This is a genomic window from Dyadobacter luteus, from assembly GCF_003383615.1.
Taxonomy (GTDB): domain Bacteria; phylum Bacteroidota; class Bacteroidia; order Cytophagales; family Spirosomataceae; genus Dyadobacter; species Dyadobacter luteus.
Map to the genome: position 1 here is coordinate 14415 of NZ_QNUL01000043.1, position 18306 is coordinate 32720.

The 18306-nt window shown below is 42.6% G+C and carries 12 protein-coding genes; 5 read left to right on the forward strand and 7 right to left on the reverse strand.

Translation table 11 applies throughout. The features are described from left to right. The first annotated feature begins 256 nt into the window (after positions 1-256). A complete protein-coding gene (locus DSL64_RS27605; RefSeq protein WP_115834200.1) occupies positions 257-637 on the forward strand; it encodes a hypothetical protein in 381 nt (126 codons plus the stop codon). Between the two features lie 69 nt (positions 638-706). Here the strand turns inward: DSL64_RS27605 and DSL64_RS27610 are convergent, their stop codons facing one another. Next, complete coding sequence (locus tag DSL64_RS27610; RefSeq protein WP_115834201.1) at positions 707-2887, reverse strand: T9SS type A sorting domain-containing protein; 2181 nt, start codon at positions 2885-2887, stop codon at positions 707-709. Positions 2888-3357: 470 nt separating this feature from the next. On the opposite strand from DSL64_RS27610, the gene DSL64_RS27615 reads away from it, so the two are divergent. Continuing rightward, positions 3358-3882: a DinB family protein gene (locus DSL64_RS27615; RefSeq protein ID WP_115834202.1), complete on the forward strand. Its 525-nt coding sequence runs from the start codon at positions 3358-3360 to the stop codon at positions 3880-3882. A 42-nt stretch (positions 3883-3924) separates the two neighbouring features. Here the strand turns inward: DSL64_RS27615 and DSL64_RS27620 are convergent, their stop codons facing one another. Both DSL64_RS27620 and DSL64_RS27625 read right to left on the reverse strand, forming a co-directional pair. Continuing rightward, a complete protein-coding gene (locus DSL64_RS27620) occupies positions 3925-4269 on the reverse strand; it encodes a hypothetical protein (RefSeq protein ID WP_115834213.1) in 345 nt (114 codons plus the stop codon). A 55-nt stretch (positions 4270-4324) separates the two neighbouring features. After that, entirely contained in the window at positions 4325-4780 is a 456-nt protein-coding gene (locus DSL64_RS27625; RefSeq protein ID WP_115834203.1) for an RpiB/LacA/LacB family sugar-phosphate isomerase, read from the reverse strand. A gap of 92 nt (positions 4781-4872) precedes the next feature. On the opposite strand from DSL64_RS27625, the gene DSL64_RS27630 reads away from it, so the two are divergent. Both DSL64_RS27630 and DSL64_RS27635 read left to right on the forward strand, forming a co-directional pair. Then, a complete protein-coding gene (locus DSL64_RS27630; RefSeq protein WP_115834204.1) occupies positions 4873-5670 on the forward strand; it encodes a 5'-nucleotidase, lipoprotein e(P4) family in 798 nt (265 codons plus the stop codon). 9 nt (positions 5671-5679) lie between these two features. Continuing rightward, on the forward strand, positions 5680-9054 hold the full coding sequence (locus tag DSL64_RS27635) for a DEAD/DEAH box helicase (protein WP_115834205.1): 3375 nt from the start codon (positions 5680-5682) through the stop codon (positions 9052-9054). 14 nt (positions 9055-9068) lie between these two features. Here DSL64_RS27635 and DSL64_RS27640 read toward each other — a convergent pair whose 3' ends face one another. The 4 genes from DSL64_RS27640 to DSL64_RS27655 form a co-directional block, all read right to left on the reverse strand. Continuing rightward, positions 9069-12203 (reverse strand): PAS domain-containing hybrid sensor histidine kinase/response regulator, encoded by a 3135-nt coding sequence (locus tag DSL64_RS27640; RefSeq protein ID WP_115834206.1) that lies wholly within the window; start codon positions 12201-12203, stop codon positions 9069-9071. Positions 12204-12412: 209 nt separating this feature from the next. After that, positions 12413-13498, reverse strand: a complete 1086-nt coding sequence (locus DSL64_RS27645; protein WP_115834207.1) for a ThuA domain-containing protein — start codon at positions 13496-13498, stop codon at positions 12413-12415. 42 nt (positions 13499-13540) lie between these two features. Next, the gene (locus tag DSL64_RS27650; RefSeq protein ID WP_115834208.1) at positions 13541-13885 is read right to left on the reverse strand and encodes a winged helix-turn-helix domain-containing protein; all 345 of its coding nucleotides are present in this window, start codon (positions 13883-13885) and stop codon (positions 13541-13543) included. 111 nt (positions 13886-13996) lie between these two features. Next, positions 13997-16651, reverse strand: coding sequence for a DUF7133 domain-containing protein (locus DSL64_RS27655; RefSeq protein WP_115834209.1), 2655 nt, complete (start codon positions 16649-16651; stop codon positions 13997-13999). Positions 16652-17012: 361 nt separating this feature from the next. On the opposite strand from DSL64_RS27655, the gene DSL64_RS27660 reads away from it, so the two are divergent. Next, the gene (locus tag DSL64_RS27660) at positions 17013-18179 is read left to right on the forward strand and encodes a Gfo/Idh/MocA family protein (RefSeq protein ID WP_115834210.1); all 1167 of its coding nucleotides are present in this window, start codon (positions 17013-17015) and stop codon (positions 18177-18179) included. Positions 18180-18306: the final 127 nt, after the last annotated feature.

The window sequence follows — 18306 nt, forward strand, 5'->3', positions numbered from 1 at the left end:
GTGCCATATCGACCTATGACACAGCAACCAGTGATAGAAAATGGGTTTCTCTTCTCAGTATACGGCGAATTATTATCCCCAAGTTTTTGATAATCAATGCAGTTGATCGGGCAGGCTATTACTGATACATTTGATTAAACAGGACCTGATGCTTCTAAATGGCGACTTTGGCTGATCAGCACCAACAAAGCCATTTCGGTGGAATGAATTTTTACAGGGTTGTCGAAAAAACGGACAACAACTAAAATCTGAAACCATGAAAACAATAGCATCCATCATTGCAGCGGCTTGTATTTGTACTGCCGTGCAGGCGCAGACGACAACTCCAACAACGCAGCAACCGACAACTCAGCCTGTTCCAGCAACGCAGCCAACTCCTACATCGCCCACAACGACACCCGTATCGCCGCAGCAGGAACCGGTCTACAGACCAAGTGAATTAACTAACTCGCCTGCAATGCCACCTACAGGTAACCCCAGTGAAGATACGCTCATTAGAGGACAACAAAAGATGAGAGGTGCAGACACCTTGCAGGACGATCGGAGAAATAAGAAGGGCAAGATGAAGAAGAATAAAAAAATGGGGACCTCAGAGGGAACGGATACAACTTCAACTAAATACAAAAGAGAAAACTAAGGTCTCTAAACGCAAAAGCGGCCGCTTCCTGAATAAACAGGGGCGGCCGCTGGCTTATGGCTAATACGATTAATTCACTTTTACGAAACGTAATCTGGAAGTTTCACCATTGTGAGAAACTTTGATGAAGTAGTTTCCTTCGTGTAATCTGCTAACGCCTATGCGATGTGTATTTTTTCCTTCAGTGATTTGAATTTTTGAAGCCTGAAGTTTTACACCAGAGATATTATAGATTTCAAGGTCTGCATTACCCGAGGTGCGGGATGAGAACTGAACATCTACGTAGTCTTTGGCTGGGTTAGGAGCAACAACTGTTCCAGTGATAGCCGATGGTGTTACTGCAATAATGTTACTTCTTGTAAATGTGCCATCCAGATCTATTTGTTTCAGCTGATAGTAGTTGGTTCCCAAAGATGGGGTTTTGTCTACGAAAGTATACACCCCAATCTTTTTATCAGTCAATGCAACTTTGCCAATTACCTGAGACATTTGCGCTTTATTGTCAAAACGAAGTACCTCAAAGCCTTCACCATTTTTTTCACTCACTACTTCCCACGATAGTTCAACACCCTGCTCAACAGCTTTTCCTTTGAAGTTAGCTGTGTAAATAGGTAGTGCGCCAAGGGTGAAGTTTGATCGCGTAACGGTTGACTTGCAAGATCCTCCTGATATTTCCAGCGTGTACTGGCCATCTGGCAAAGTGCTATAGTTAACTGTTGGGGTGTTGCTAGCGGGGCGTACACGGCTTTCGGCTAACGTCTCAGCTCCATGTTTCAGTTTCCAGTCAATCGCATATACATTGTTCCCATCAAACCTAAACGCAAGATTAGTGCGATCGTAGTTTACTATAGTTTCCAAGACAGGACCTCTGTCACATGTTTCACGGTTATCTGTTCCGTTAACAGTGAAGTTAGCCGTAACCGGTGAAGACGCCACGCAACTTTTAGCAGTAAGTTCAAATTTGTAATTTCCCGAAGGAAGAGCGAAAGCGACATTGGTGGATTTCGATGATAGCTGTCCTGTTTCTCCTTTTTCAAATTCCTGATTGGTTGCATTAAGCACTCTCCATGAGAACTGGTTCAGGTTTGAGCCTTCAAAGTTAATTATGGCATTGGTAGAAGTGACGTTCGTAATACTTGCAATTCTGGTTCCGGCCGCACATGGTTGCATTTGAGGCTGCTGTATAGAGAAGTCACGTGTAACACGATTTGACGTACAGTTGTTTCCTTCTATCTCCAGTCTGTAGTTTCCATAAGGCTGAGTGTTAAATGAAATACTTGAAGTAGTGGAGTTGGCAACTCCGGATGCAAGCTCAGCGTCATCAGATGCACGTTTCAATCTCCATTTTACAGAGCTCACTCCGTTACCACCAAAAGTGAAGGTAAGACCTGTTTGTGATACAGACTGAATATCATTAATTGTTGGCGTAGTAGAACAGGCTGGGGTAGGATCAGCGTCCGGGTATTTAGGAAGATCACCATAGAAGCAGCCCTTGATGTATTTCATATCCCTAAAACCTGGATTATCATATACATAGCTGCCATTATCGCCTTTGATTATATCACCCATCAAGCTACCATTAAAACCGTCATAATTGTTTGGATTATCACGTTCCTGTCTCCAGGCCGTAATGCGGAGGATTCCCAATTGCTTATTAACATGCGCAAACAGATGTGTTCTGACCTGATCGCCACCAATGTACACACCTAGCGGCATTTTATCTGTGATAAGTTTGTTGTCGCAGTATATCCCCTCACTGGTAACTGCTCCCAGAAACCGCTGTTCTGCAGTACTGGGATCTACATCGTTAAAGCATCTATCTATAATATCTTTGTTGGCCTGAGTATCGGGAAACGGATTCCCGTCTGCCTGAAGTATGAACCACGGATTAAGAACAGTACCACCTCTCTTAACATAAATTCTGCCCTCTACAATACCGAAACGCATTTCCTGGCCATTTTGAGTACCAATGTATTGGTTGTCCTCGAAGTAACGCCCACCACAGTAAACGCGGGTAGCCAATGCCTCTGCATTGTCATATGACGTCTCTGAAATGGTGAAGGGCTTATCATTAGCAGAATAAGGATTTGCGATAGTCAGTGGCTGGCTTAACGGACTCAGAGGTCCTTCAATGCCATTTTCCGCCATGCCTTCGTATACGTTAGCGTTTTCTCCGCTCGCATTTAAAGACGACATAGCCATACATCCGATCATCCCCCCGGTGAAGGCTAGCTTTTGTAGAAATTTCATAAATAGTAGAAAATTTGTTAATAAATCTGTAATTAATGACTAGAAATAATTTGCTGAAACGTAACTATCCTGGAACGATGCACGCATCGTCGTGAGATCATTAAAGCTGGAACGATAGCTGGGAGGAGATTCAGTGTTAACTGACAGACGTGAACCCGAACATTATAGCAGCGATTTTATGTAACTGGTTACATAAAAATCAAGTACTGTTTAGTTCGCTAGAACATCGTCGGGTACGAATGTAGCAAACATTCTACCGTAATTCACAAATTCGTACGTAAAATTTTTATAATTATTTTCTATGTAATTCGATTTGACGAGTTTCTTTGGCATTTTTAGAACTATTTCTGTGGTTGATGAAGCTTGCAATAAATATTTTATTCTTCTTAGACTACTGCTGACACACTGTTGTCACACGCCAGACTCTAATTTGTGAAGTTAAAATTTTAAACCACCAAAATAAAGTCTATATGGAAAATCGAATTTTGTCTGACAGAGAAGTAGTTAGTTCTTTAGAAGTGATGAATCTGGAAAATTTGCTGGAGCATTGGCAAGGACACCGCCGCCTCACAAGAAAATTGATTGAGAGCTTTCCGGAAGAGCATTTGTATACTTTCTCTATCGGTGGGATGCGTACCTCCGCAGACCTGATAATGGAATTGATTGGTCTTGCCTCGCCGGGGATAAATGGCGTTGTAACCGGAGTGTATACTTCACCTCTGAATGCAGGTCTGGATTACAGTACACCCGCCCCTGAGACGAAACTAGGGATATTAGCGCTGTGGGATAGGGTAACAGACCAAATGAATGAAACATGGCAAAATATGACGGTAGAAAGAACCAGCGAAGTAGAAGCCGCTTTTGGCATGTATGAAAATACGGTTGTCAATACGATTTTTTACCTTATTGATAACGAAATACATCACCGCGCACAGGCGTATGTGTATATGCGGGCACTTGGGCATGAGCCTCCGGCATTCTGGGATCGCGCCTGATTGCAAAAAACCTGTGAGAAACGAAAGCTCACAGGTTTTTTTTCATGGTCTGTTTTTTCTTCTTCTTGTCGTATCCGAACTGATGGGGTCACCTGTACGGGTAATTTTCTTCTTCTTGCGCACCTTCGTTTCGTTCTGCTTGTCGGGTTCTCGCCCGGTGCTGCTACGACCGTCGATCGTTCCCGTGGTGCTTATTGTTCCATTGTCATTCAGAATAGGGCCAGTTTCTTTATTGATGGTATCTTTGATCACATCCTGCACGTTTGTGCCAGTCGTGGTTCGTTTTACCTTCTTCTTGTAATATACTGTATCCTGCACCTGAGCAAACGACATCAACGGCAAGGCTGCTACCGCTGTTATAAAAAGTATTTTGGTGAGCTTTTTCATGGTCATCTGTTTCTTTCAGGAAGCTTCAATAATGATGCCAGTAGGTTCACCAATGTCATTTGTTATAGAGATTTTCTGCCTGTGCCACTTTACCCAGCCTTCTCAGGTGGCGTTCCTCGTGAGTAAATTGAGCGGTTAAAAATGCAGATACCAATTCCTGAGCAGCCATGACGCCCGTAACGCGTCCCCCAAGACAAAGCATATTAAGGTCGTCATCTTCCACACCCTGGTGTGCTGAAAAATGATCATTGATCAATGCGGCACGTACACCATGCACTTTATTAGCTGCTACCGATGCGCCAACGCCGCTGCCGCATACTGCAATTCCACGATCAACATCGCCCTCCGCAATTGCTTTGGCCAGAGGAATTACAAAATCCGGATAGTCGTCTGCATTATTGTGTTCATAAGCTCCGAAGTCGTGGATGCTGTAGCCTTTCGATACAAGAAAGTCCCGTATGGCCACTTTCAAATCGTATCCGCCGTGGTCGGCTGCTATTCCTATTTTCATATATCTCTAAGTTTTAAGGTTATTCAAAGTCCGACCCGTTATAGTCCGCAATTTCGTTGATTAAATTAAGTTTTTATCTTTTACTTTGCCACATGAAAAAAGGTTATATTCTTCTCATAACCCTTGTAATGGGTTGTTCAAGCGCCAGACAGTCGGGGCATGACACTGTAAATCATAATATCACAACACACGGAAAGTTGTTTGCGTCACTATTTCAACAAAGGTCGGGTGAATATCGTGCACTTTGTTTTCAGGCATATAATCTGGCACAACTGAGATTGGACCAGACACTGTCAGGTACGCATACCAAGCCACTTGCCATTGTAACTGATATTGATGAAACTGTGCTGGACAATAGCCCTTACGACGTAAAACAATCGCTTGCCGGAAAGGATTACGAGCAAAAGTCGTGGGAAGAATGGACGTCTCTGGCAAAAGCGGATACGATTCCGGGAGCACTTTCCTTTTTCAAATATGCAGCATCCAAAGGAGTTCGTATTTTTTATCTCACCAATCGCGCGGAAAGTGAACGGAAAGGAACACTTGAAAATTTAAAAATCAAAGGTTTTCCTGATGCTACATCAGAGCAATTGATTTTAAAGTCAGATGTTTCCTCGAAAGAACTACGTCGTCAGTCAATCGCGGAGAGGTATGAGATAGCTCTCCTTATCGGTGATAACCTGGGTGATTTTAGTCAACTATTTGATAAAAAACCTGAAGGGGAACGCAACAGCAATGTAGCAGGTGTGGCCGGCGACTTTGGTAAAAAATTCATTGTTTTGCCAAATCCGGTTTACGGAGATTGGGAAAATACACTTTATCAATTCAAGTATGATCTGAAAAAGGCCCAGAAGGACTCTGTGATCAGAAGTCTGCTAAAAAGCTATTAACCGTATTTCATGCAATCTCAGATTACCGATTCGGACACATCAGATGAGCCCAATATGTTTGTTTGGGAGGGACGTTCTATTGCCACACTGTCGATCTCAGATATTCTGAATAACAGTGCTCATTTGCCAGAAACAGATCAGAGAGGTTTCCTTGATTTACAACCTGACATGATCAGAATAGATGATGCTATTTTTTTGATCACCAGCGGATATTCTGATGTAGTTCAGGTGAGAGTAATACAGCAGAATGGTGCTATCCATATCAGTTGTTCGTGTGGTGAAGCAGGGAAGAAGCTTTGTAAGTATCAGTCGCGCATCCTTTATAATTTGATCGAAAGAAGGGATCTGAGAGTATTTTTTGATAAAGCAGGCAGGAAAGACAGGATCACTGAAGTGGCAAAGGACTATGGACTGGGAGATGCTGAAGATATGGATCAGTACTTTGAACTGCAGTATGACAACCGCAAACTGGAAATCAGGTCGAAGGAAAAAGAATTAATTGCAATCAACCCTGTTTCACTCAATCAGCTCACTAGCCAGTTGATCAGCCCTGTGAAGGAAATTGAAACCCAATCTGAACTCAACAGAATACTGGTAATCGGGCAGCATAAATATTACAGTCATTTTCAATTATCACTGTTTGATGCACAGCTCACCAAAGACGGAAGAATAAAGAATCCGTTAATTTCGGTTAATCCTTTGGATGTACTATGGCAGGCGAAGACTACCGAGCAGCTGAAATACCTGTCTGCGGTGGCGCGTTTTCAAAATGCCCACCGCGAGGCCATGCAACAGACCGATATAGAATCTCTGCGAGCGCTTGTTGATAATCCGGATCATATTGCTTGCTACATCCATAACATTTCGCTGTCTGAGAATATAAGTGCAACATCTGTAGCCACGGTGAAAATGGTAAGATCGCTCATGGATTTACATATTCATGTTGATCAGAATGGTGTTTTCTATGAAATCTCAGGTAAGCTAATTTTGAATGACAAAGCGCTGGATCTGGAAAAGGTTATATTGAGATATGATTATTTTCTCTTTTTTGAGAATCAACTTCATTTAATAGAGAATGCCGATGCGCTAAAAGTGATAGCTTTTTTTAAACAGTATCATCAGAAAATTGTTATACATCAGTCCAAATTCGAAGAATTCAGGTTACAAATTCTGTCCAAACTTGAAAATAAGATTAAGCTGAGCTACTCCTTTCTCAAACCCGCAACGGCTGCTCAGCGGGAGGAAAACGGTTTCAATACCCAGCCCAAACGCTTACTGTATCTGGAAGATTTCGGAGATAATGTCATGATTACACCCGTGATGAAGTATGGGCAGGTGGAAGTATCCGTGTTTTCAAAAAGTCAGGTATACTCTGTAGATACACACGGAAATCCGTTCACAGTTAGAAGAGATGAAGATGAGGAGTTACGCTTTATATCTGCATTGTTACAACAGCACAAGGATTTTGAAGGACAACTAGGGAAAGAGTTCTTCTGGTTACATAAAACAGACCTGCTCGATGAAAGCTGGTTTCTGGATGCATTTGAGGAATGGAGTAATCAGGGGATTGAAATCCTGGGTTTTGAAAAACTTACGAAGAAACGTCTGAATGTGAACAAGGCGAAAGTGAGCGTGCATGTGAACAGTGGAATCAACTGGTTTGATACAACAGCCGACGTTCGGTTCGGAAAACAAAAGGTTTCACTCAAACATCTTCACAAAGCAGTAAAGAACCGAACACGTTACGTGGCGCTGAACGATGGCACAACTGGTATTTTACCACAGTTGTGGCTGGAGCGGTTTACATCTTATTTCGAAGCAGGTCAGGTTTCCGGAGAGATCATCAGAACTGAAAAAATCAATTTCGCCTCGATTACGGAAATGTACGAAGCTGAAGCATTAAGTGGAGAAGTAAAAGCGCAGATTGAATTCTTTCACGAAAAATTTAATGATTTCAGTAAGATAGAATCAGTTGAAGTTCCTGAAGAGCTGAATGCTTCTTTACGACATTATCAGCAGGAAGGACTTAACTGGCTTAACTTTCTGGATGAGTTTGGTTTCGGGGGCTGCCTGGCCGACGACATGGGATTGGGTAAAACGGTTCAGATCATTGCCTTTATATTGACTCAAAGGAAGAAGCAGGCACATAATACGAATCTGATTGTTGTACCCACTTCATTGATTTTTAACTGGCAGGCGGAGATTGCAAAGTTTGCTCCTTCTATTCGTGTACTAACTGTCTACGGGGCGGAACGGGTTCAGGAAAGCGAAGATTTTGATCATTATGAAGTTGTCCTTACGTCCTATGGAACCATGTTGATGGATATTAATTATCTCAAAAAATATCGCTTCAATTATGTATTTCTGGATGAGTCTCAGTCTATAAAAAATCCTGATTCCCAGAGGTATAAGGCAACACTTCTTTTGCAAGCCAGAAACCGGATTGTGCTAACGGGAACGCCTGTTGAAAACAATACCTTTGATCTATATGGACAGCTTTCCTTTGCATGTCCCGGTTTGCTGGGCACAGTCAATCAGTTCAGAAATTATTTTTCCGTACCGATTGACAGATTCCAGGACGTTGAAAAGGCGCGTGAATTACATAAGCGTGTGAATCCGTTTATCCTACGCAGGACAAAGAAACAGGTTGCACGGGAGCTTCCTGAGAAAACGGAGATGATTCTGTATTGTGAAATGGGAGAGGAGCAACGCAAGTTATACAACGCTTACGAAAGAGAGTTTTATACCTACCTGAACACCAATCAGGAAATTGATATTCCCAGAGAAAGTCTGCATGTGCTGCAGGGACTTACCAAATTACGTCAGATCTGTGATTCGCCTGCATTGCTGAACGACGACCTTTACTATGGAAACGCGTCCGCAAAAATTGAAGTGCTGCTGGAACAGATTCAGCTGAAAGCGCCGTATCATAAAATACTGGTGTTCTCACAATTTGTAACGATGCTGGATCTGATTAAAAATCAGCTTGATACCAGCAATATTCACTACGAATACCTGACAGGGCAGACAACAGACAGACAGGAACATGTGGAGCGGTTTCAGTCTGATGACAACATAAGGGTGTTTCTGATCAGCCTGAAGGCAGGAGGGACAGGGTTGAATCTGACTGAGGCCGACTATGTTTATCTGGTAGATCCGTGGTGGAATCCGGCTGTTGAAAATCAGGCTATTGACAGAAGTTACAGGATTGGCCAGACTAAGAATGTGATCGCCGTAAGACTCATATGTCCGGATACCATTGAAGACAAAATACTTACTTTACAAGAAACTAAGAAGGACCTTGCGGATGATCTTATCAAGACAGATACTTCGATCTTAAAAAATCTGACAAGGAATGATCTGCTTTCTTTATTGAGCCATTAGCATAAAAGCGCATATTAATGCAGCCAGGTTTTAATACACTCTTCTAAAATTTCCTTTAATACTGGTTTGGACAAATAGTCGTTCATGCCGGAATCTATACACCGTTCACGCTCACCTTTCACTGTTCCCGCTGTCACCGCAATAATGGGTACATGTGTACCGTTTTTCATTTTTCTAATTGCCGCACTTGCCTCGTAGCCGTTCATATCAGGCATCTGAATATCCATCAAAATCAGGTCAGGTTTATTCTTTTCAAATGCGGCAACGGCTTCTAGCCCATTTTTTGCTTCGATAATTCTATAATCAGGATTGATCTTGGTCAACATCGTTTTAATCAGTAACATGTTAATCATATGATCCTCGGCAATCAATATCGTCATGGCTTTTTTCTCTGGCTGGTGGGAGGAAGACGTGGTGTGTTCGGTAAATGAACGGTTTTTAATCAAGGTATCGTTCTTTGCTTCCGCAATTTCACCCAGGATAGCAAAAAGTTGTTGAATTTTAACAGGCTTTAATAATCTGCTCGTCGGTGTCGTCAATTCGTTTGCAGGCATTTGCAGGTTAACCTCAGAAGGGCGATTTAACAGAATAACCGGTGCTATATTCTGGCAGCGCTGGACAATTGATTCAAAATTTTCTTCCTTGTTTTTGCCTGTACCGTCATGAGAGAAATCAAGCAGAATGGCATCATAATGCATACCACTATTTACTTTCGCCAATGCCTCATTGAAATCCGTAAAATAATCTGATGCTATTTCTTTATGCCTTAACATATCAGATATAATCTGACCGTTGCGTTGATTCTTATCAATAATCATTACACGGTTTATTTTATCCTGATGCGCCCATTTGAGACGGGAACAGGAGTTGGATGGTTCCAGAATTACATCAAAGAAAAATTCGCTTCCTATGCCCGGTACACTTTGAAGCTGTAGCGAACTGTTCATCAAACCGAGCAAATTGTTGGAAATACTGATACCAAGTCCCGTTCCCCCAAATCGCTTGGTTGTTGAAGAATCCTCTTGTGCAAACGCTTCGAAAATCCGCTTTTGGTTATGAACCTCTATACCGATACCAGTATCCCTTACTGAAAAACGAAAGTTCCATTGTTTCGGATTGTCAGAAGCCAGCACTACCACCTTCAGTTCAATCTCCCCGTTGATGGTAAATTTGACGGCATTGCTCATCAAATTGAGTAATATCTGTTTGAGGCGTATCTTGTCGGTATAAACAAAATGGGGGACATCTGCTGAGATGTCCAGCAGGATTTCCAAATTCTTCTGGTGTGCCTGAAATGTAATCAGGTCGGTAACCTGTCCGCAAAGATCCAGAAGGTCGGTCTTTTCATGGAGCAGTTCCAGCTTACCGGCCTCAATTTTGGAAAAATCGAGAATGTCATTGATAATGTCGAGCAGGGCAGTTGCAGACTGTTGCACCATTGAAATGTACTGTTGCTGCGGAGCGTCAAGTTGTGTTTTAATTAATAAATCCGTAAAACCGATAATCCCGTTCAGCGGAGTTCGAATCTCGTGGCTCATGTTGGCCAAAAATTCAGATTTTGATTTACTTGCAGCCTCTGCGTTTTTACGCGCATGGCTTAATTGTAGTTCAAAAATTTTATGTTCGGTAATATCCTGTGAGCTTCCATATACTCTCACACACTTTCCGTTTACAAAGACCGCAGCACCGATCGTGCGCATCCAGATGACATTATTATTTTTTGTTATGATTTCCAGTTCCAGATCATAACTGGTTCCATGCTCAATGCATGCAGCCAAGGCTGCTTTCAAGCGCGCGGTCTGCTCTCCTGGTCTGTAAAAAGACATCGCAGATTCAAGCGTTGGAATATAATCCTGTTCTACCTCATGCAGTTGTTTTAGGGCAGGTGTCCAAAACACTTCCTGACTTTCCAAATCGTATCGCCAGCCGCCTATTTTAGCCACACGATTGGTCTGTTCCAGTATTTCCCTTGTTCTTTGTAACTCATATTCTGACCGCTTTCTCACCGAAATATCCCGGCATACGGCAATCAGGTTGGTACGCTCTCCTTTATTATTAAATACGGGAGTGAGCGTTAAATCTGCCCAAAATTTGTCTCCATCCTGAGTTAAAAGAATGATTTCATCTGTTAAAATCTCTTCCTTCTCAAAAATGGAATGAAGCCGGATTAACACTTCTTGCTTATTATGAGAATTGTCAAACAGGATCATCAGGTTTTTTCCGTGAATATCTGTGTCGCTTTTTCTGGTTCGTTTTTTGAAAGCTTCATTTATCCAGGTAATGCGCCCTGTTTCGTCAGCGATTACGATCAGATCTCTTGTGCTGGAAGCTACCAAAGCCAACTCATGCATTTGTTCGCGCGACTTTTTCAGTTGGGTAATGTCGTGGCTGGTGAGGATAATATTATTAGTATTGGTATCAATTTTGGCCGTGGTGATGCTCCACGACCATCCTCCATCGCTATGAAGAATCCTATGCTCTACTCCGGGAAGGGTTTCGCCAGTTTGGACTACATACTGAAGGGTTTGCAAGCAGAGATCAAGATCATCAGGATGGATGTATTCAATGAAGGACTTGCCAATACTATCTTTTATATTGTGGCCGTAAAATTCTGTCCAGTTGGGTGTTATGTAGGAAAAAATCCCATCGTTATTGATGATAAAAAGAACATCCCTTGCATTGCTCACCACGGATAACAGTTCCTCATGAGTGAGAACAGGGTCCGGGCAATTGTTGTCTGAAATCTGATCAGCGTTGTTTGATGGTAGCTCATAAACCAACTCACTGATACCCCATATCAGCTCACTACTTTTATCTTCAGCTGTTGTAATTGCTGTTCCTTTAAATGATAATGATTTGCCGATTTCCATGTTAAATCGGAACAGGTGCTCAAAAGTTTTATGGCTATTCAAAGACTCAATCGCATCGTTTTCCGCTAGCAGGATTGACTTATAAATAACAGATAAAATATGGGAAGGAGTAAGGCCGAACGATGCTAGTTTATTCTGAAAACATGGGTCTGCCCTGTAAATTTCAGACTGGTTATTACCGGGATATATCAGGCCGTCAATAGCATTGGTCCTGATAAAATTTATAAAGGTCTCGTCCCCGGTTATTTTTTCAAATAACTTTTCCGTAGGATGGTTCATCTATGAAGCGTAGGAAATAGCAAAAATTACATCTGTCGGTTGACAAGATACGTAGTAATTTACTTTTCTCCGGCAAGATGTAGTAGGAATATTAGTGTACTAACTGTTTTAAACACGAGAGTTGTATTGGTAGATATAAGCAACAAAAAGGTGCTGCATTTGCCAATACAATGCAGCACCTTTATAAATTAAAACAATATGTTAAATCACTATTTCTTTTTGAAAACTTCTCCCGGCATAATCAGCGAATCCCAGTCTGCAAGATCCGCTGGCTTCACGTTTGTTTTATAGCCGTCAAAATTAAATGTCGTCGGCTTATATGGGCCAACGAATTCAATGTTATTGTCGCCTTTAATTTCCTTTTCCATTCCCAGAGCCCAAAACGTACTGTTGATCAGCATTCTTCTGAAATCAGTGTTTAGTAAATCCTCAGAAGCTCCATGCGTGGTGGCAAATGCCCGTCCTGTCTTTCCATCCTGAATTGAATAATCGCGGATCCATGCTACAGGCAAAAGCTCCTTTGTTTTATCCGGCTCAGAATCCGGTGTCATGCCATTCAGAACCTGACCACGTGCCAGAACCACACCTTTAGGGTAGGTTGTATAGGCTCCGGACTGAACAGCCATTTCTTTTACCCCACGCATTATGGGATGCTCAAACTGATTTTCCTCAATTAAAAGTTTAGAAGATTGCTTATGGTTGGTTCCGTAATGTGATACCCAGGTTTCACCTAAAACCTTTTCCCCGAAACCGTCCGTCCATGCTTTGTCATTTCCCTTATAATCCCAGCTGTAATGTCCGTAGGTAGGATTAGATTTGTTGCTGAAAGCGTGTGTAGACGTACGCAATCCAACTACAGGTTTCCCACTTTTTAAATAAGCATCAACATGAGCCATTTCGTTATCGGGTAGATTCAAAAACCTTGCGAAAATGACAAACAGATCGGCGTTGTCCAACGCTTGCAGGCCTTTGACATCTGAACTGCCAGGTAAAATATTGCCGGATTGATCAAGTCCGAAGATAACGGTACAGGTAAATCCATGATGTTTAGCCAGGATTCTTGCAAGTGCCGGAAGAGACTCTTCACTCCGGTATTCATGATCGGAGGCCAGGAACACAATGTGTTTACCTACACCAGGGCCTTTGTCTCCTTTGTACACAATTTTATAAGCGTCAGCATCCTGCTTCGACTCCGTAGTGGTTTCATTTGCCTTCTCACTTTCATGGGCTTTTGCACATGCAAAAAAGTGAACTGAATTTCCGAGCAGAAGAATGGCTAAAAGTATACGTTTCATCAGTATGTTGTATAAGGTCAGATATGATGTTTTGAAGGATTTTCAGATTAATTTGATAAGCTCCTTTTCAGCTTCGAGCACTTCGGTGAGTTTTCCCGTAAGCTGTTTGTATGCTATGATCACTTGCTTAGCCTGGTCGGTCAACTGTGCACCGCCACCTTGTTGTCCTCCTTTTTGCGTGATGACATACGGCTGGCTTCCCAGTGTATTCAGGGCATCTACCATGGCCCATGCTTTTTTATAGGACATTCCCATCGCTTTGGCAGCCTTTACAATTGAGCCTGTTTCTTCAATCCCTTCGAGTAGTTCCATGCGTCCGGGGCCGAAAAACTTCTGGCCATCTACAAAAACCCAATGACGCATTAGCAGATTTATATCTTTCTTCATTACTTATTTTGGCAGTTGTTGAATGCCGAAGTTAAATTCTTTTAGGTAGTAAAAGCAAAAAAAGGCGACACAATACTCTGATTGTGCCGCCTTTACTCATTACGCTAATAATTATTTCTTCTGTTCGTACAGGAATGTGATCAATGAAGCAAGCTCTTCGTATGACAAAGAGTTAGCCAACCCTGAAGGCATCATTGAATCTTCCAGCTCCTGACGTGATATAATGTCTTTCGTTTTGATCGTATAAACCTGACCTGTTATATCTCTCAGTACAAGGCGGTCCGCTGATTCGCTGGTTACAAATCCCATATAGCTTTTGTCTCCTTTGGCATTGATCAATACAGAAGCAAAACCTTGTGAGATAGAAGCATTTGGTTTCAGGATCGATTCTGCGATCTGCTCACGGTTCATAATAGATCCGATCTGTCCCATGAAGGGCCCTTTCATCGCTTCACCTTTGCTGATGCTGTGGCATGCAATACATCCCTGTTGTGTGAACAGCTCTTTACCCAGAGCAGCATTCCCAGGAATTTTAGCCATAGCAAGCATTACATCTTCAATTGAAGATTCACCAACCTGACCTTTTTTGTTACGGATTTTTTCCAAATCCACTTTTACTTCTTCTTTCACCGCCAGCACTTCGTCTCCACCGAATTCGGTAATATCCATGCGGTGTTTCGCATTCAGGTCAGCAAAGAATTGTTTGCCGGCTGCATCTGCTTTGTTGAATTCACGTGTCAAAATATCTTTAATCGCCGCAGAAGATTCCCATGTAATCGCTTTGTAGTACGGACCATGTGTATCAGGACGTGTGCTCCACCACCATGATCCGTCATAGTCTGCTTCTTTTTTATACAAACGAGACAACGTGTTTAGAATCTCAGATTTTAGTTTGGCATCCGTAGCCTTATCGTAAGCAGCGATTAGCCCTTTCACCGCTTTGTCGTCGTGCATATAACGCAATGCCCAAAGCGCGATGGTGGAGTTTTCTGTGCCAATGGCAGCAACACAAGCATCTACTGCATTAAGGCTGACAAGCGAACGAACAGCAATGTGAGGCAGGATGATCGCCTGGTTAGGAGTTGCATGAGGGCCTTCCACACCTTTAGCAGGAGCTACAAAAGAAGCAGGCACTTTTGTTTGTAACAAAGCCTGAGCAGCTTCCACACGACCTAATCTTCCTAATCCGATCTCAGCTATCAGACGTACTCTTGGAGACGGATCGTTAAGTGCTTTCAGATATAGTTCTGTAGGAACATTTTTGGTAAATGCTTTTCTGTCAGTAATCGCACGAAGAGTCAATTCACGAACTGCTTCGTCTTCTGATAATTTGATCAGGTTAGCGATACCGGATTCTCCAGCCAATTGTGCGTAGGTAAAAATACCCGCCGAACGTGTATACAACGGTAACTTTTTATCTGCAGCGAGTTTCCATACTGCAGCTGTTGTAGATTTAGCCGGGCGGTTCAATAATTCCTGCTGCGCTGCAAGACGAGCAACACCACTTCCCGATTTCAGGACAGTAATCAGCTGTTTAACAGACGCCTTTTTCACATCAGCAAATGCTTTGTAAGTCCACTGTTGAGGAACTGCGCGAACTACAAAACCTTTTGCATCGCTACCCGAGTAACCTGCACCGTCCCATGCTGATAGGTATGCACGTCCGGAAGCATCTACATCAATATCAGTGATCTGAGAAAGTTTGATAAAATCTTCTTCCTGTTGGGTGAAGCTTGGTCCGTCTGCTTTTACACGGTGGATGTACAGCTGGTTTCTTCCCCAGTCTGCCATCATTGGTACGTTGTTGTACTTGGCAGGCCAGGTATCATCGTCCATAAATAAGGCGCCCGTTCCTGAACCACCACCAAGGTCTACCAAAGCAGGAATAATCTCCTCTGTAAAGTGTTGGAACAACACAGGATAACCATATTCTCCGGACTGAATCTGGTTGCTGAAACGAATATTCCAACCGCCACCATCATTCGTATTTCCTCTTGTGAAAATGTTCATGTAAGGGTCGATGGCAACATCATAAATGTTACGCATACCGTGTGTATAAATCTCCATTTCAGTACCATCCGGTCTTACACGTACGATACCACCACCAAGCATAGTAAGTTTTGTTCCCGAGCGGTCTACAGCTCCATGGAATCCGAAGTCACCCACTGCAATGTAAATCCAGCCATCAATACCCATACGGATACCATTGGTAGCATGATCCGTTCCGCGTGTTTGAATAAACTTCGGCGAGCTGATGTTTTGAATCAACGGTTTTGAAGGTCCGTCAGCGATGCCGTCTCCGTCCTTATCTTCAAAAACTACGAGGTCCATTCCGGTGGCAATACCTGTTTCCTTTGAAAACGTAGTGTGCAAAACAAAAACCTGATCTCTGTTGGCGATAATTCCTCTTGGGTTATCAACGATAGCAAAAACAGTGTTTTTATCCACTTTACCATCATTGTCAGTGTCAACAAGTCTGACAATCTTTCCTTTTCCAATTTCCTTTCCGAGAGATCCGATCATGTCGATACCAACATAAACCTCCCCTGTAGCAGCGACTGCCAGACAAGAAGGGCTGGGGGTAAGGGCAGATCCGGCAAAGTGGGTAAGTTTCAACTCAGCAGGGTAACTGGCTGCATTCGGCAAGGAATCAGCCTTGCTACTCATAACGTACTTGTCTCCGTTAACGGTCGTGTCAATTTGTAGAGGATTAAACCAAAACAAAAACAACAAGACAGAAAACAGGCTTAATGTAATTTTTAACATAGATTAAATAGTATTAAAGGACTGAGAAGGTGAAGAATTAAATGCAAACGATTGCAACTTAATTTTATCGACCCAAAATCTGCTGTAAGGCCGCAAAAATAGCATCAAAATATGAAAAATAAGTGTCGCAGGGACATCTTTGATTAATGGAAATGACAAAATAGGGGACAAAGTCTAAAATAAGTGGAAAATGTTCTATTTGCAACCAGCTCTCTATCTTTCAGAATTATAGAAATGTAATCGATTGCAATGTTATATTAATAGTTTGTCAGGGATAGATACATTATTTTAAGTCATTTCAATATCTTTGATAATCTGGTATTCGCCAGTCCTCTTATTACAAAGGCTAACCCAAAATCAAATGCGAGAAATACAAGACAACCGCCGGGATTTTATCAGGAACTCGGTGAGCACGGCAGCAGGTTTACTGATGCTTCCACTGATAAACAATGAAGTTAAGGCATCAGATTATACGATCATAAAAGATGAGCCTGCTATGACTCCTGTAGAGCCTGGTCGTATCAAATTTTCTGTAATAGGCATTAATCATAATCACATATATGGCCAGGTTGAGGCAGTAGTAAGAGGTGGGGGAGAGCTGGTTTCGTTTTATGCCAAAGAACAGGATCTGGCAAGTGCCTTTGCCAAACGTTATCCGCAAGCCAAACAGGCTGCAAGTGAAAAGGAGATACTGGATGATAAATCGGTACAGCTTGTATTGAGCTCAATTATTCCTGACGAACGCGCACCACTGGGAATCCGCGTGATGAAAAGCGGAAAGGATTATATGTCCGACAAACCGGGCATTACTTCTCTGGAGCAACTGGCTCAGGTGAGAAAGGTACAGAAAGAGACCAAGCGTATATACAGCATTATGTATAGCGAAAGATTAGAGAATAAATCAACTGTGAAGGCGGGTGAGCTTGTGAAATCAGGAGCAATCGGGAAGGTAATCCAAACAATCGGTTTGGGACCACACCGTATTTCGGCTAATTCCCGTCCCGAATGGTTCTTTGATAAAAAGCGATTTGGGGGTATTATTTGCGATATCGCATCGCACCAGTTTGACCAGTTTCTGTTTTTTACCGGTTCAACAAAGGCTGAGATTGTGGCTTCACAGGTAGGAAATGTCAATCACCCGCAGTACCCCAACTTTGAAGATTTCGGTGATACGATGCTAAGAGGGGATGGCGGTACCGGATATATCAGGGTGGATTGGTTTACGCCGGACGGGCTGAAGAGCTGGGGTGATGGCCGACTGACCATTCTGGGTACGGAAGGATTCATCGAACTACGTAAAAATGTGGATATTGCTGGTCGTGATGGAGGAAACCATTTGTTTCTGGTAAACGGAAAAGAAACACAATATATAGACTGTAGCAAAACAGAGTTGCCCTATGGTCGGCAGTTGGTGGATGACGTGATAAACCGAACAGAAACGGCAATGTCGCAGGAGCATTGTTTCCTGGCTACAGAACTGGCACTTAAAGCGCAGAAAAGTGCGCAGAATGTGAAAAATATCAAGTAGAAATTCACAAAGGTTTACAAGGCTCCGGGTATCTTATCCGGGGCTTTTTTGTGTGTGTCAGGCATGTTCTATATCTATAGGGTGCAAGTCCCGAACGAGAGTTGCAGTACTTATCGTTAGCTGATGG